The following is a 15,596-nucleotide window of genomic DNA, read 5'->3' as shown; positions in this document are numbered from 1 at the left end:
GCATGGGAAATCGGGTAGCGGTAGTCGGGGTCGGCCAGACCAAGCACAAATCGAAGCACAAGGAGGTGTCCATCGCGGGCCTGGTGCGGCAAGCGGCCGAGCGGGCACTCGAGGACGCGGGCTGCAGCTGGAACGATATCGATGCGCTGATTCTCGGCAAGGCGCCGGACATGTTCGAGGGCGTGGTGATGCCCGAACTGTATCTGACGGACGCGCTGGGTGGCAACGGCAAGCCGGTGCTGCGGGTGCACACCGCGGGCAGCGTCGGCGGTTCCACCGCGGTCGTCGCCGCGAGTCATGTGCAGAGCGGTGCTTTCAGGCGCGTGCTGACGGTGAGCTTCGAAAAGCAGTCGGAATCGAATGCGACCTGGGCATTGTCGCCACGGATGCCGTTCGTGCCGCACGTGAATGCCGGCGCGGGCGGTTTTTTCGCGCCGTACATGCGCCAGTACATCGACCGCTACGATGTGCCCGGGCACATCGGCTGCATGGTGGCGGTGAAGGATCGCCTGAACGCGTGCAAGAATCCCTATGCGCATCTGCATCTGCCGGATATCACGGTCGAGATGGTGCAGCAGTCGCCGATGCTGTGGGACCCCCTGCATTTTCTCGAGAGCTGTCCGTCCTCCGATGGCGCCTGCGCCCTGGTGCTTGCCGACGAACAGCACGCCGCGCGCTCGCCGAACAAGCCGGCCTGGATTCTCGGCACCTCGACGCGCGCCGACGGCACAATGATTGCGGGCAAGGATCATATGCACCCCGCCTCGTTGATCTCCTGCGCCAGGGACGTGTACGCCAAGGCCGGAATCACCAACCCGCGCAAGCAGATCGATGTGGCGGAACTCTATGTACCGTTCAGCTGGTACGAGCCGATGTATCTCGAAACGCTCGGTATCTGCGACAAAGGCGAGGGCTGGAAACTGACCGAGTCGGGTGCGACCTCGCTCGTCGGCGATATCCCGATCAACGCCTCGGGTGGCGTGTTGTCATCGAACCCGATCGGTGCCTCGGGGATGCTGCGTTTCGGCGAAGCGGCATTGCAGGTGCGCGGCATGGCCGGTGAGCACCAGGTCGAGGGGGCACGGCTGGCGATCGGTCATGCGTTCGGCGGCGCGCATTCCTACTACGCGATGTGGGCGGTCAGTTCCGACAAACCCTGATGGCCGGCACCTGAAGCTGCGGCACAGCGCCCCGCAGGAGCGCCCCCGCGCACGAGCGAACCGTTCTCCGGCGCCCTCGCCCGTCAATTGCTCCGCGGCAGGGGAAGTGACTCTTCAGCCGTTACGCGTCAACCTTCATTGTCTGTGCGAGCATCGGTTCGCGTTGCCAGAAAAGCGCCTGTTACGACATGGGAAGGTGACAAATCATGAAAACCGGGATTTGCAAACAGCTTGGGATCGATGTGCCGATATTTGCATTTACGCATTGCCGGGACGTCGTCGTCGAGGTATCAAAAGCCGGCGGTATTGGTGTACTTGGCGTGGCAGGTTTTACCCCGACACAGCTAAAGGCGGAGTTGGACTGGATCGACGATCGTATTGGTGATCACCCTTACGGAATTGATGTGATCATGCCAGTGACAGATCTTGCACAGGGCGTATCGGATCTCGCTAGCCTTATTCCGGAGCAGCACAAGGCCTGGGTAGAACAAGTGATGCAGCGTTACAACATTCCGCCCATGCCAGAAGAGGCGGATGGCAAAAGTGGCCACGGTATCTCAGGCGATCAAATTGGCTGGCAGCACGCCATCGCTCGAGCCTCGCTCGAGGAGGGATTCAAGCACTCAAATTGCAAGGTGATGGTCAATGCCCTGGGTACGCCTCCCGCTGACATCATGGCCGAGTGCAAGGCGAAGGGTATTCTGGTGGGCGCGCTGGCCGGACGACTGAAGCATGCATTGGCGCACAAGGCGGGGGGCGTCGATTTCATTATTGCCCAGGGCCACGAAGCGGGTGGCCATACGGGCGACGTCACCACCATGGTACTCGTTCCCCAAGTCGTTGACGCTGTCGCGCCGCTTCCGGTATTGGCTGCGGGCGGTATTGGCTCGGGTCGGCAGGTGGCGGCTGCCATGGCGTTGGGAGCCCAGGGTGTTTGGTGTGGCTCGATCTGGTTGACATCGCCGGAATCCGAAGTCGCGCCGCTGCAGAAATCCAGGTTGATCGATGCGAGTTCCGAGGACACTGTCAGGACTCGCATGCTCTCGGGGAAGCCCGCGCGCATGCTGAAATCAAAGTGGACCGAGGCCTGGAATGAGCCGGATTGTCCTGGCTTTCTGCCAATGCCGTTGCAAGGCATGCTGGTAATGGAGGCCAATCATCGCATTGATCGTGCTCAGGATAAGGAGTTGGCTTTTTACCCTGTCGGCCAGGTGGTGGGGCAGCTGAACCAGGAGAAAGCCTGCCGGACGATCATGTACGAATTGATGGAAGGGTATGCCGATACCGTGGAGCGAATGCATGCCAATTTGCATGAGTGATGGCTGTGCTTGCTGCGTCGGGCGTTGTCATGACAAGTGTGGCGTGCGCCTCAGACCTCGATGATTTTCAGGGTCGTGGTCGATCCGCCGACCCCGAGCAGATCACCCCGGGTCAGGATCACCCTGTCGCCCCCCTGCACCAGACCACGGTTTTGCATTTCGGTGACCGCGACTTGGCCCACTTCGGCCGCCGGGTAGCGGGTGTAATCGAACAGCAGTGGTTGCACGCCGCGGTACAGGCACATGCGCCGCACGATTTCCGGATGGCGGCTGAGCGCGAAGATCGGCAGGCCGGAGCTCAGCCGTGACATGCGCAGAGCGGTGGTTCCCGACTCCGTGAGACACACCATGCCGGCCACGCGCTCGAGGTGATTCGCGGCATAGACCGCGGCCATCGCCACGGTCTCGTCGACGCGGCTGAACTCACGCTCCACGCGGTGTTGCGAGCGCCGGAGATCGGGATAGGTCTCGGCGCCGAGGCAGGTCGATGCCATTGCCTTCACGGTCTCCACCGGAAAGCGCCCGCTGGCGGTCTCCGCCGACAGCATCACCGCGTCGGTGCCGTCGAGCACCGCGTTGGCCACGTCGAACACCTCGGCGCGGGTCGGGATCGGACTCTGCACCATTGACTCCATCATCTGGGTCGCGGTGATGACCAGGCGGTCCATGCGCCGCGCCTTGAGTATCAACTGCTTCTGGATGCCGATCAGCGCCGCATCGCCGACCTCGACCCCGAGGTCGCCGCGCGCCACCATGATGCCATCGGAGGCCGCGATCATCGCATCGAGAATCTGCTCGTCGTGCACCACTTCCGCGCGCTCGATCTTGGCGATGATGCGCGCCTGGCTGCCGCTTGCCTGCACCAGGCGGCGTGCGTGGTGAATGTCCTCGGCGCACAGCGGAAACGAGACCGCCATGTAGTCGAGTCCGATTTCCGCGGCGTCGCGAATGTCTTCGCGGTCGCGTTCGGTCAGCGAGGGGGCCGAGAGTCCGCCACCGAGACGGTTCAGGCCCTTGCGATTCGACAGCCGCCCGCCCATCCGTACCCGGCATTCGACCCGGGTGCCATGCACCGCGAGCACTTCGAGGCTGATGCGCCCGTCATCGAGGATCAGCACATCGCCGGCCGTCACACTCTCGGGAAGGCTCGGCAGATCGCAACCGACCCGTTCATGATCGCCGTCGCCATCGGGCAGCGCGCAGTCGAGCACGAAGCTTGCGCCCTCGATGAGCTCCGCCGCTCCCTCGCGGAAACAGCGGATGCGGATCTTCGGGCCCTGCAGATCGCCGAGCAGCGCCACCTCGTGGCCGGCGCGGGATGCCAGTCCGCGTACCAGCGCGGCGCGCGCCCGATGATCGTCCGTGCTGCCATGGGAAAAATTCAGCCGGAACACATCCACGCCGGCCTCGATCAGCGCGCCGATGATCTTTTCGGAACTGCTGGCAGGGCCGAGCGTGGCGACGATCTTGGTGCGTCGCCTGAGGCTCACGCCGGTTGCTCATGTTGCAGCACCGCGCGGCCCAGCACCCGGCCGTGACGCAGATCGTCGAGCACCTCGTTTGCCTGGTGTGCCGGACGCACACTCACCGGAATCGGCGGCATCTTGCCGGCGCGCGCCAGCGCTACCAGCTCCTGAAAGTTTGCCAGGCTGCCGACATTCGACCCCTCGATCGTCTTGACCTGCATCGCGATCAGGGCCAGCGGCACTTTCAGCGTGCCGCCGAACAGCCCGACCATCACCAGCTTGCCGCCGGTCCTGAGCGCGTGAAAGCCGAGCGGGGCGGTGTGCTCGGAGCCGACGAAATCGATGGCCGCATCCGCACCGCCACCGGTCAGCTCCATGATCTTCATCAGGGCGTCGGGGGCGTGTGCATTCACCACGGCGCCGGCGCCGGCCGCGCTTGCGGCGGCGAGCTTCGCATCGTCCACATCCACCACGATAGGCGTCACGCCGTGCACGCCGTGGAGGACGCTGAGCCCCATCATGCCGAGACCGCCCATGCCGATCAGTACCACCTTGCTGTGCGGGCCGAGCGCGGGTATGCGTTTGATGGCGCTGAAACTGGTGAGTCCGGAACAGGCCAGCGATCCGGCCTGCTCCGGCGCGATGCCCGCGGCATCGGCGAGATAGCGCTCGTGCGGCACCAGCACATGATCGCCGAAGCCACCTGGATTGGCGCCGCCACCGAGCATCAGCCCGGCCGGACAGATGTACTCGCGCCCGCTGTTGCAGAGTTCGCAACTGCCGCATCCCACCCACGGATAGACGATGACCTTGTCGCCCGGGCGCACGCTGCTGACCGACTCGCCGATCTGCGCGACCTCGCCGTAGATCTCGTGGCCGAAGATCGCACCGTCCTCGAAGGGCAGATCCAGGCTCTGGCCTTCGCCGAGGTCGAACTTGCCCTCATGCAGGTGCACGTCGGAATGACATACCCCGCAATAGCGGGTGCGCACCAGCACCTGGTGGGCGCTCGGCCGGGGAGTCGGCAGTTCGCGCAGGCTGAACGGTTGCAAGGCGCCGGTGTAGGCATAGGCTTTCATCATCAACTCCTGATTTCAGTGGGTGTTCGCGCGCGCGGTCATTGACCTGACCCGGGCCAAGTGAGTATATGGCGCTCTACTTTATAGCGCGACCATTGACGATGAACGAATTCCTGCGACGGGCACAGGGACACGACACGCGCATTGCTTTCCGTGCCGGCCCCGGCGCGATCGACTACCGTGAACTGGTGCGCCGCAGCGGCGCAATTGCCGGCCAGCTGCTCGACGGCGGGCACGATCTGGCCGGGGAGCGGATCGCGTTCACCGCTGCGGCCGGCGTTGATTACACGGCGTTGCAGTGGGGAATCTGGCGTGCGGGCGCGGTTGCGGTACCGCTGAACCACGCGGCAACGACTCCGGAATTGCAGCATGTGCTGCAGACCGCGGGCGTGCGCAGGGTACTGTGCGCGCGGGTGCCCGGCGCGGCGCTGATGGATGCGGCGGCCAGCAGTGCCGCGCATTGCATCGTGCTTGATATGACTGTCGATGCCGGGGCGCGGAGCTTTCCGGATATCGACCCCGCACGGCGGGCGATGATCGTGTTCACCAGCGGCACCACCAGCAAACCCAAGGGCGTGGTGACCACACATGGCATGATCCGCGCCCAGATCGAGACCCTGGTGCGCGCCTGGGAATGGCAGCCCGGGGATTGCATCCCGCTGTTCCTGCCCTTGCACCACGTGCACGGCATCATCAACGTGCTCGGCTGTGCCTTGTGGAGCGGCGCCTGCGTGGAGCCCTTCGACGGATTCGCGCAGGAACGGATCCTGGAGCGCGTGCGTGAGCATGCCTACAGCGTCTTCATGGCCGTGCCGACGATCTATGTGCGGTTGATCCAGGCCCTCGAGACCATGGACGAAGCGCAGCGGCAGGCAAGCTGCGCGGCATTTGGCCGCATGCGCCTGATGGTTTCGGGCTCGGCGGCGCTGCCCGCGAACATCCATGCGCGCTGGCAGGAACTCACCGGCCAGCGCCTGCTGGAACGTTACGGCATGACCGAGATCGGCATGGCGCTGTCCAATCCGCTGCACGGCGAGCGCCGCCCCGGCAGCGTCGGCCGGCCGCTGCCGGGTGTCGCTGTGCGCCTGGTGTCGGAACGGGGCGAGCCGATCGCGGGTGAGGATCTGCCGGGCGAGATACAGGTGCGTGGCCCGGGGGTGTTTGCCGAATACTGGGACAACCCGCAGGCGAGCGCGCAGGCTTTTGTGGATGGCTGGTTTCGCACCGGCGACGTTGCCGTTCGCGAGCAAGGTTACTACCGCATCATGGGCCGCCAATCGGTCGACATCATCAAGTCCGCGGGCTACAAGCTCTCGGCACTCGAAATCGAGAACGTGCTGCTCGCGCACCCGAAGATCGCCGAATGCGCGGTATTCGGGCTGGAGGATCCGACCTGGGGCGAGGTGGTCGCGGTCGCAGCGGTGCTGCGGGTGAATGCCACGCTGGAACTCGAGGAACTGCAGCGCTGGTGCGCGGAGCGCCTCTCGGCCTACAAGCAACCGCGGCGCCTGCGCACGCTCGGCGCGTTGCCGCGCAACGCGATGGGCAAGGTGCTCAAGCCCGGACTCAGGGAACTGTTCGGTGCCGATGCATGATACGTGGCAATATGCGCCCTGATTTTCCGGGGCGTGTGATATACGAGCGGGAGGATGGGAGGCGATGTCCGGTTTCGACAAGGTGGTGAATTCATACGACGAGGCGCTGGCCGGTCTGTGCGATGGCATGACGGTGCTGGCCGGAGGCTTTGGCCTCTGCGGTATCCCGGAAGGGCTGATCGCGCAGATCCGCAGGATGGGCGTGCGCGAGCTGACCGTGGTGTCGAACAACTGCGGTGTCGATGGCTTCGGACTCGGCATCCTGCTCGAGGACCGCCAGGTAAGGAAAATGATTTCCTCCTATGTCGGGGAGAACAAACTGTTCGAGAAGCAGTACCTGAGCGGCGAGCTCGAAGTGGAGCTGACGCCGCAGGGTACGCTGGCGGAAAAGATGCGCGCCGGCGGCGCCGGCATCCCGGCGTTCTATACCGCCACCGGATACGGCACGCCGGTGGGCGAGGGCAAGGAGGTGCGCGAGTTCAATGGTCGCCACTACATCCTCGAGCAGGCGATCACCGGTGATTTCGCGATCGTGCGCGCGTGGAAGGCTGATCGTTATGGCAACGCGATCTATCGCCACACCGCGCAGAACTTCAATCCGATGGCTGCCACCGCGGGCAAGGTCACGGTGCTGGAAGTGGAGGAGATCGTGGAGCCCGGAGCGCTCGAGCCGAGCCAGATCCACACCCCCGGAATCTACGTCAATCGCATCATTCAGGGACATTTCGAAAAACGTATCGAACAGCGCACCGTGCGCGCCGGCAAGGGAGTCTGAGCGATGGCACTGACACGCGAACAGATGGCCACGCGGGTCGCGCGCGAACTGCACGACGGCTATTACGTGAATCTCGGCATCGGCATTCCGACGCTGGTGGCGAACTACATACCCGAGGGTGTCAGGGTGATGCTGCAATCGGAAAACGGGCTGCTCGGCATGGGGCCGTTTCCGTACGAGGACGAGGTCGATGCCGACATGATCAATGCCGGCAAGCAGACCGTGACGGCAGTCACCGGAGCGGCGATCTTTTCCTCCGCGGAATCCTTTGCGATGATCCGCGGCGGCCATGTTGACCTGACCGTGCTCGGCGCGTTCGAGGTCGATGTCAACGGGGATATCGCCTCGTGGATGGTGCCTGGCAAACTGGTCAAGGGTATGGGCGGCGCGATGGACCTCGTTGCCGCCGCGCGCAACATCATCGTGATCATGACCCATGCCGACAAGGCAGGAAATTCGAAGCTGCTGGAGAAGTGCACGCTGCCTCTGACCGGCAAGGGCTGCATCCACCGGGTGCTGACCGATCTTGCCTACCTGGAAATCGCCGACGGTGCGTTCGTGCTGAAGGAACGCGCGCCGGGTGTCAGCGTCGAGGAAATCCGCGCCCTGACCGGCGGACGCCTGATGGTACCCGCACCGGTGCCGGAAATGAGTTTCTGAACCGGGCCTGAGCGCTATCCGATCTCGATGACGCATTTCCCGATGGCCCGTCGCGCGGCCAGCTCGCCGATGGCCTCGCCGGTACGCTCCAGCGCATAGCGGGTGATCGGCGGCTCCCTGATGAGCCCGGTGGCAGACAGCGCCAGTACCTCGCGCACGATGCCGTCTGCGCGCTGCGGATGCCGACCCGCGAAACCGCCCCAGTCGACCCCTACCACCTGACAGCTCTTGAGCAAGGGCAGGTTGAAGGGTAGCGAGGGTATCTCGCCGCTGGCAAAGCCGATCACCAGGTAGCGGCCGTTTTCGGCCATGGAACGCAACGCGAGCAGCGCATGTGCGCCGCCGACCGGGTCGAACACCAGGTCTACGCCACGGCCCGCGGTGATGCGCTTGAGTTCGGCGCGCAGGTCCTGCTGCGCATAGTCGATCAGGAAATCCGCGCCGAGTTCACCGCATGCGGCGAGCTTTTCCGGGCTCGAGGCCGCCGCTATCACTTTCAGCCCCGCCGCTTTCGCGACCTGAATCGCGGCGCCGCCGGTGCCGCCGGCGGCACCGAGCACGAGAAGCGTCTCGTTGCGGCGGGCGCTGCCGCGATCGTGCAGGGCGAACCAGGCCGTGGCATGCGCCTGAAGGAATACCGCCGCGGCGGCGAAATCCATCGTGTCGGGGATCTTCACCAGGGATGCGGCGGGCAAGGCAATGCGTTGTGCAAACGCACCGATGCCGGGGCTCGCGAGCACCCGGTCGCCGGGCGCGAAGGCGGTGACGGCGCTGCCCACCTCCAGCACGGTGCCTGCCAGGTCACCGCCCGGCACGAACGGCGGCGGTATCTTTATCTGGTAACGCCCGGAGATCAGCAGACTATCGACAAAATTCACCCCGGCCGCATGAATCCTCACCAGCACCTGCTCGGGCCCGGGAACAGGATCCTGAATCTCCTGCAGCTCGAGTGTGTCGGGCGTTCCGTATTCCGTGCAGACAATGGCGCGCATATGGGTTCTCGTGACTTGAATTGATTTGCCGCGAATGAGTCTGCTGTCACGAAATTTCCTGTCACGAAATTCCACGAAATCCCGTCAACGCGTTTCCCGGATCCGGATCAGGGTCGGCTTGCCATCCTCGATCTGCCAGCCGGGAAAATTCGAGTTGCTGGTGAAAACGCTGCCTTCGTCGTCGATCTCGATATCGCGGGTGAAGCTGCGGTAACGGCTGAGTGGATAGATTTTCCACGATTCGCTGGCTATATCAAAGCGCAGGATGGTATCGGACTGGTTGCCATTTACCCACACCAGGTTGCGCTCGCGATCGACGTTCAGGGAGTAGGGCGTTTCGCTGCGTACCGGCAGTGGCCAGCGGTCGAAGTTGCCCGCCGCGACGTTGTAGCGGGCGATCAGGCCCGAGGAAAAACCCACGATCCACGGGTTTCCCTGCGCGTCGCAGCGCAGTCGTCGCGGTCCCGTGAAGGGGGTCGGGATCATCTGCACCTTGCCGGTGGCCGGGTCGATGCGCGCGATATCGTTGGCATAGAGGCGTGCCACCCATACCGTTCCGTCGGGCGCGATATCGATGCCGTAAGGCATCGGGAAGCCATTGTTGTCGCGGTCGTATTCGGGCGGTGTCCGGGTCTTGCCGCTGCCGAGGCGCCACTGGGCGATCCACAGGATCAGCCGCTCCTTCAGTCCGCGCGGCGGGAGATCGTAGTAACTGAACCGGCGGCTGGAGCGGTCGAACATCGCCACCCGCGAACTCAGTGCCAGGCTAAACCAGACGCGGTCCTGCTGGTCGATGCGCACCGTGTGCGGGTAGAAACCGCCGTCCATCTTCCACTCCGTGAACTGCTTGCTCACCGGATCGAACTCGAGCAGCGAGCGACGCATGGAGGGAGTGATGAACAGGTGTCCATCGCGTGGCGAAAGCGCAAACGAGTGCACGCCGAAATAATTGTCGACCTTCGGGTAGCCGCCGGCAAAGCGGTTGCCGAGAATGCCACCGAGCGCGTCACCTGGTGCGTGCGGAACCTTGTATACGCGATACTCGCCCGACAGCGGATCGATCTCGTAGAGCCGGTCCATCAGATTGTCACCGACATAGACCATGCCGTTGGGATGGAGAATGAAGTCGTGCATCTGCGACAGCGAGTCGCCGATCGCCCACTCGGTGATTTCCACCGCTGCGAGGTCCTTGTCCCATGCCTCGAAATCGGGTACCAGGTCCGGTTGCTTGCCAAGCTGGCGGTAGCGATCGTGGAGATACTGCGCCAGCGGCTCGCGAAAATCGTGGGCACTTTGCGCGCCGTAACGGTTCATGCGATCGATCGTCTCGATCCATTCGCGCGCGGAGCGATCCCGGCGCATGAACGGCGAGGCCTGCTGGTGGCAGAATCCGCAGTGGAGCAGGAAATGCTCGCGGTCGGCTTCATTGCCGTCGAAATCGAGCAGGCTCAGCCACAGGTTGGCGGGCTTGGAGTCGGCAAGCTTTTGGGGATCCGTTTCCGCTTCCAGGATCAGTTCGGGTTGCTCGTCGCCGCGAATCGCGGAGATCCGCTGGTCGCGATAACCGGGTTTGCGGACCCGCAGGTTCACCAGTTCCGCGCTGTCCTCGAAGCGCACGGAGCCCGCCTGGTCCGTAAAACGGGTAGTCTCGGGGCGCGCGATATTGCGCATCCCGGGGGCCGGGTAGCCGTTGTCGGAAGTGTCGGCGGGCTCGCCCGGCACAAAACTGCGACTGACCATCGCCCCGGACAGTGGCATGCCGCGGGTGTCACGCACGATGAGCTCGGCCGCCGTCGCATCGAGCGCACAGATACCCGCGAGTACCAGCCAGAAGACCGAGAATCTGGTCATGAAAATGTCCTGCAATCACTGGCCGCACCCGCGGCATCCGGCTGCGGATGGTGCCTGCTTGCCTTGGTGGATGCAAACCGTCGCCGCGCGCAGCAGTCGGCGAGATCGATGATCCGAGCGGGTCACCGGCAACGTAAAACAAGATATGGCACGAGAAGCGCAGCGCAAACGGGTATAGTGCCCGGGCGCCCCGTTGCACCAAGGAGGTTGTGTTGGAGCAATTGACGACCATCGAACTCGCCAAGGAATACCTCAAGTTTTCCGCGGCCCATTTCACCATATTTTCCGCGACCGAACGCGAGCGCCTGCACGGCCACAATTTCAAGGTTGCGGCGCGCCTGACGGCGCCCGTGGGCGATAACGGCATGTGCTTCAGCTACCGCATCTTCAAGGACAAGCTCGAGCAGCTGTGCGAGACACTGGATGAGTACATGTTGCTGTCGCTGGACTCGCCGCATTTGCGGATCAGCGAGCAGGGTCTCCAGTACCGCGTGGAGTTCAATGGCGAGGAGATGTTTTTCCTGAAGGCCGATACCTTGCTGTTGCCGGTGCGCAATGCCACGGTCGAGGAGTATGCGCGCTACCTCCTCGAGCGGCTGCTCGAGGATCGCGACCTGATCATGGGGCACGATATCCGCGAGGTGAGCATCAAGGTGTCCTCCGGACCCGGGCAGTGGGGTTCTTGCCGCTGGAAGAGGGCCGCGGCATGAGGACCCTGGTGGTGACGGGTGGCAGCAAGGGCATCGGTCTCGCCACCGCGGAGCTTTTCGCTGCGAACGGTTACCGGATCGTGAACCTCTCGCGCAGCGCAATTCCGCTACCGGGTGCGATCCAGTTGAGCGTGGACATGGCCGAGCCCGGGTGGGCGGAGCTGCATGCACCGGCCGTGCTCGCCGCGCTTGGCGACAGCGCGCAGCTGGTGGTCGTGCACAATGCGGCCTGGCTCAGCAAGGACCGCGTCGAGGACCTCGACGGCACCCGGCTTGCCCGCGTGCTACAGATCAACGTGGTGGCGCCCCAGCAGCTGAACCGTATCCTGTTGCCACGCATGGGCAGCGGTTCGGCCATCGTGTATGTCGGCTCGACGCTGGGGGAGAAGGCGGTCGCGGGCTCCTGCGCCTACGTGGTCTCGAAACACGCGCTGCTGGGGCTGATGCGCGCGACCTGCCAGGACCTGGCCGGTCGCGGGATTCACACGGCGTGCGTGTGTCCGGGCTTTACCGACACCGAAATGCTCCGTGCCCATGTCGGTCAGGATGCCGGGATTCTTGGCGCACTGGCTCGTGGCGTGACCTTTGGTCGCCTGATCGAGCCCGGGGAAGTGGCGCGAACCATCCTGTTCTGTGCCGAGAACCCGGTGATCAACGGCGCGGTCATTCACGCCAACCTCGGCCAGGTGGAGCACTGAATGCGGGTTGTGGGAATTGCGCAGGTCGGATAGATTCTGCCGGCCGATCAACGGCGCAAACCGATAACCCCGTGGAGACCACGATGAAAAAATACCTTCTTGCTGCGATATTGCTTGCTCCCCTGATGACTCCGATCGCCTTCGCCGAGTGCAGCAAGGAGGCTGCGCCTGCGATTCCGGATGGAGCCAGCGCCACCGAGCAGGAGATGATTGCCGGTCAGCAGGCGGTCAAGAGCTATATCGCCAGTTCCAATGCCTATCTCGAGTGCCTGGATGCGGAAGGAGTGGCGGCTGGAGCTGATGAACTGCCCGAGTTCAAGGACGCGCGTCTCTCCACCTACAACGCCGCGGTGGACGAGATGACCGGCGTGGGCGACCAGTTCAACGCCGCGGTCAAGGCCTTCAAGGCCCGCTGAGCGAGCTCGAGCTCGCTGGAGGCGCACCGCCCGGGTGGTGCGCCTTCGGCTTCTGGCTGATCACGCCGCCCTGATTGCGCCCTGCGGCGCGATTCATGTTTTTACAGGATTTCCGCATGTCCGATTCCGCCCGCAAGGATAGCCCTGAACAGGCCGAGTTCCGTGCCCACTGCCAGCAATGGCTGCAGCACAACCAGCCGGCACCGGCACCGGTGCGGCTGCCGCAATCCCCACTCGAGATCATGACCACGGAGCAACTCGACTATCTTTGCGCCTGGCAGAAAGCCGCTTACGAGGCCGGCTTGGTCGGCTGCGATTACCCGCGGGAATACGGTGGCGGTGGACGCAACGATTGCCAGCGCATCGCCAACGAGGAGATGCAGCGCGTTGGCACGCCGTATTTTCCCAATGTGATCGGTCTCGGCATGGCTGCTCCGACCATCTATCACCACGCGCAGGAGCCGCTCAAACGGCAACTGTTGCCGGCATTGCTGTCGGGTGAGGAGATCTGGTGCCAGGGTTTCAGCGAACCGGGCGCGGGCTCCGATCTCGCCAGTGTGCAGACCTTTGCCGAGCGACGCGGCGACAAATGGCTCATCAATGGCCACAAGGTATGGACCTCGCTGGCGCACTTCGCGAGCTGGATGATCATCCTCGTGCGCACCGACAAGGTGCACCGCTACGATGGGCTCAGTTATTTCGTGGTGCCGATCCGTGGCGCGCTCGGCAAGGGCGTGACCGTGCGTCCGCTGATCAAGATCACCGGCGAAACCGGCTTCAACGAAGTGCTGTTCGAGGATCTCGAGATCGACGACAGCATGCGTCTCGATGAAGTCGGCAAGGGCTGGCAGGTGGCCATGACCACGCTGCTGCACGAGCGCGGCGCCGGTCCGCTGGTGACGCCGCAGTCGGGCGGACGGCGCGCCGAAGCGCAGGATTCCGGCATGGCCCAGGCGTTGATCGGGCTCGCCCGCGAATGCCATCGCAACGGGCAGTGTGCCGCCGACGATCCTTTGATCCGCGATCGACTGATGCAACTGCTCATTCGCGAGGAGGGCTTCAAACTGAACCAGAAACGGGCGCGCGTTCCCGGGCTCACGGATGATCCGATGCGCATTCCGCTGCAGTGGAAACTGGTGATCAGCGAGATCTCGCAGGACATCGCCGCGCTGGCTCTGGAGATCGAGGGGGCGGCGGCCTCGTTGTATCTCGCCGACCCGAACGCACCGCAGGCCGGGCGCTGGCCTCTCGCGTACATGAACTCCTTCGGCATGACGATTGCGGCCGGCACCAGCGAGGTGCAGCGCAATATTCTCGGCGAGCGGGTGCTCGGACTTGCCAAGTCCAAGTAGCCCGCGCCCTGTCCACCCCGCTCGTCACCCCACACAATTGGTTTGAAGGTACCGCATGAGCATGCCAAAGGATTTCGGATTCGGCGCGGAAGAGCTGATGTTGCGCGATGCCGCGCGCAAATTTTTCCGGACAAATTTCCCGACCGATCGGCTGCACCGCCTGGTCGCTGGCGATCCCGAGCCCAACCGCAGCCCCGAATGCCTGTGGGATCGCGATTTGTGGGCACAGCTCACCGAGCTTGGCTGGACCGCGCTGGCGGTACCCGAACGGGCCGGTGGTATCGGCATGTCCTGTGTCGCGGTGGCGGCGCTGGTCGAGGAGGCGGGCCGTGCCGCGTTTCCCTCGCCGCTGCTGGCGACGATTCATGCGACCTACGTGCTGGATGCCTGTGCGAGCGCGGATGCCGATACCACGCTGGCCGAAATTGGCGCCGGCGCGACCGCAACGCTGGTGATCACCAATGACCGCGGTGGGTGGAACGACGAGGTGGCCGGAGTACGGGAGTGCGATGGCCGGCTCGATGGCAGCGCCTTCTACGTCCAGGATGCGGCCAAGGCGGATTTGCTGGTCGTCAAGGCACGCGGCGCGCAAGGCTGCGGGCTGTACCTGGTGCGCGCGCAAGCCGATGGCGTGACCATCACCGCGGATTCGATTGTGGATCTGACCCGCGACCAGGCGCATATCCGCCTCGAGAACGTACGCGCGGAGCGGGTACTGGCGGCACCCGGTACGGCGCTGGCCGCGATCACCAAGGCGGAACCGGCGCTGTTCAGCGTGCTGGCGGCGGATATGTGCGGTGCCGCCGAATGGCAGCTGCAGGCCACGGTCGAGTATGCCAAGGTGCGCCAGCAGTTCGAGCACGCGCTGGGTTTCTTTCAGGCCGTGAAGCACCCGCTGGTGAACGTGATGATCCAGATCGACCAGGCGCGCTCACATGTCTACAACGCGGCCTGCACGGTCGATCATCAGCCGGCGTACGCGGCGCGGGCGGCGCATATGGCCAAGGCCGCGGCCAGCGACGCCGCCGCTTATGCCTCGAGCCGTTCGGTCCAGTTCCACGGCGGCATCGGATTTACCTGGGAGTGCTTCGTGCATCTGTATTTCAAGCGCCAGTTGCACAACCAGATGTTGTTTGGCGACGCCGGCTATCACCGCGGGCGCCTCGCCGCCCTGTTGCTGGGCTGAGTGCAGCCCGCGGCACCGAGAACGATGGTGCGATCAGTCGTCGGCGTGTTCGGCCTTCAACGCGTTGCGCTTGGCGATCGGTCCGGTTTCCTTGCCGCTGTTGCGGATGAAGTCATCGATGGCGATCATGGCCAGAATACTCAGGGTGATCCCCCCTACTATCTGCGAAAACATCTGATACCTCCTTGGTTCAGTTGTTCGGGGCTGGTGCAATTACCTGTCCCTGCGACACAGATTGGGTGTGATTCGTAGAATTTTTATTCTAAAGCGGCAAAAAGATCGGTATTCGGTGCAAATACTTGAGATGCATCGTGTTTCGCGACGAAAAGCGCGCAGC

15 protein-coding genes are annotated in these 15,596 nt (G+C 63.9%); 10 read left to right on the top strand and 5 right to left on the bottom strand.

Going from position 1 to position 15,596, the window contains the following annotated elements:
- The first annotated feature begins 2 nt into the window (after positions 1–2).
- Both IPF49_06165 and IPF49_06160 read left to right on the top strand, forming a co-directional pair.
- Positions 3–1,160 (top strand): thiolase domain-containing protein, encoded by a 1,158-nt coding sequence (locus IPF49_06165; GenBank protein MBK6287216.1) that lies wholly within the window; start codon positions 3–5, stop codon positions 1,158–1,160.
- 206 nt (positions 1,161–1,366) lie between these two features.
- Complete coding sequence (locus tag IPF49_06160; protein MBK6287215.1) at positions 1,367–2,479, top strand: nitronate monooxygenase; 1,113 nt, start codon at positions 1,367–1,369, stop codon at positions 2,477–2,479.
- A 50-nt stretch (positions 2,480–2,529) separates the two neighbouring features.
- Here IPF49_06160 and pyk read toward each other — a convergent pair whose 3' ends face one another.
- Both pyk and IPF49_06150 read right to left on the bottom strand, forming a co-directional pair.
- Complete coding sequence (pyk, locus tag IPF49_06155) at positions 2,530–3,969, bottom strand: pyruvate kinase (GenBank protein MBK6287214.1); 1,440 nt, start codon at positions 3,967–3,969, stop codon at positions 2,530–2,532.
- Positions 3,966–5,027: an alcohol dehydrogenase catalytic domain-containing protein gene (locus IPF49_06150; GenBank protein MBK6287213.1), complete on the bottom strand. Its 1,062-nt coding sequence runs from the start codon at positions 5,025–5,027 to the stop codon at positions 3,966–3,968. Before IPF49_06150 ends, pyk begins: the two co-directional genes overlap by 4 nt.
- A 98-nt stretch (positions 5,028–5,125) precedes the next feature.
- Between IPF49_06150 and IPF49_06145 the strand changes: the two genes are divergently transcribed.
- The 3 genes from IPF49_06145 (at position 5,126) to IPF49_06135 (ending at position 8,054) form a co-directional block, all read left to right on the top strand.
- Complete coding sequence (locus tag IPF49_06145) at positions 5,126–6,619, top strand: acyl-CoA synthetase (protein MBK6287212.1); 1,494 nt, start codon at positions 5,126–5,128, stop codon at positions 6,617–6,619.
- A gap of 64 nt (positions 6,620–6,683) precedes the next feature.
- Positions 6,684–7,394 (top strand): CoA transferase subunit A, encoded by a 711-nt coding sequence (locus IPF49_06140; protein ID MBK6287211.1) that lies wholly within the window; start codon positions 6,684–6,686, stop codon positions 7,392–7,394.
- Between the two features lie 3 nt (positions 7,395–7,397).
- Complete coding sequence (locus tag IPF49_06135; GenBank protein MBK6287210.1) at positions 7,398–8,054, top strand: CoA transferase subunit B; 657 nt, start codon at positions 7,398–7,400, stop codon at positions 8,052–8,054.
- 14 nt (positions 8,055–8,068) lie between these two features.
- On the opposite strand, the gene IPF49_06130 is transcribed toward IPF49_06135, so the two are convergent.
- On the bottom strand, positions 8,069–9,046 hold the full coding sequence (locus tag IPF49_06130; protein ID MBK6287209.1) for an NADPH:quinone oxidoreductase family protein: 978 nt from the start codon (positions 9,044–9,046) through the stop codon (positions 8,069–8,071).
- Between the two features lie 84 nt (positions 9,047–9,130).
- Positions 9,131–10,897: a lyase gene (locus IPF49_06125; protein ID MBK6287208.1), complete on the bottom strand. Its 1,767-nt coding sequence runs from the start codon at positions 10,895–10,897 to the stop codon at positions 9,131–9,133.
- 212 nt (positions 10,898–11,109) lie between these two features.
- Here IPF49_06125 and IPF49_06120 point away from each other — a divergent pair, with 212 nt between their 5' ends.
- The 5 genes from IPF49_06120 (at position 11,110) to IPF49_06100 (ending at position 15,259) form a co-directional block, all read left to right on the top strand.
- Positions 11,110–11,607 carry a 6-carboxytetrahydropterin synthase gene (locus tag IPF49_06120; GenBank protein ID MBK6287207.1) on the top strand — a complete coding sequence of 166 codons (498 nt, stop codon included), beginning with the start codon at positions 11,110–11,112 and terminating at the stop codon, positions 11,605–11,607.
- Positions 11,604–12,305 carry an SDR family oxidoreductase gene (locus IPF49_06115; GenBank protein MBK6287206.1) on the top strand — a complete coding sequence of 234 codons (702 nt, stop codon included), beginning with the start codon at positions 11,604–11,606 and terminating at the stop codon, positions 12,303–12,305. Before IPF49_06120 ends, IPF49_06115 begins: the two co-directional genes overlap by 4 nt.
- A gap of 83 nt (positions 12,306–12,388) precedes the next feature.
- The gene (locus IPF49_06110) at positions 12,389–12,721 is read left to right on the top strand and encodes a hypothetical protein (protein MBK6287205.1); all 333 of its coding nucleotides are present in this window, start codon (positions 12,389–12,391) and stop codon (positions 12,719–12,721) included.
- A gap of 116 nt (positions 12,722–12,837) precedes the next feature.
- Positions 12,838–14,073, top strand: a complete 1,236-nt coding sequence (locus IPF49_06105) for an acyl-CoA dehydrogenase family protein (GenBank protein ID MBK6287204.1) — start codon at positions 12,838–12,840, stop codon at positions 14,071–14,073.
- A gap of 55 nt (positions 14,074–14,128) precedes the next feature.
- Complete coding sequence (locus IPF49_06100) at positions 14,129–15,259, top strand: acyl-CoA/acyl-ACP dehydrogenase (protein ID MBK6287203.1); 1,131 nt, start codon at positions 14,129–14,131, stop codon at positions 15,257–15,259.
- Positions 15,260–15,292: 33 nt separating this feature from the next.
- On the opposite strand, the gene IPF49_06095 is transcribed toward IPF49_06100, so the two are convergent.
- Entirely contained in the window at positions 15,293–15,433 is a 141-nt protein-coding gene (locus IPF49_06095) for a hypothetical protein (GenBank protein ID MBK6287202.1), read from the bottom strand.
- Positions 15,434–15,596 lie beyond the last annotated feature (163 nt).

This window comes from Gammaproteobacteria bacterium (assembly GCA_016705365.1).
Classification (GTDB): Bacteria; Pseudomonadota; Gammaproteobacteria; order Pseudomonadales; family UBA5518; genus UBA5518.
Note: the sequence above shows the minus strand (reverse complement) of the source record. Positions and strands in the feature narration are given on the sequence as shown.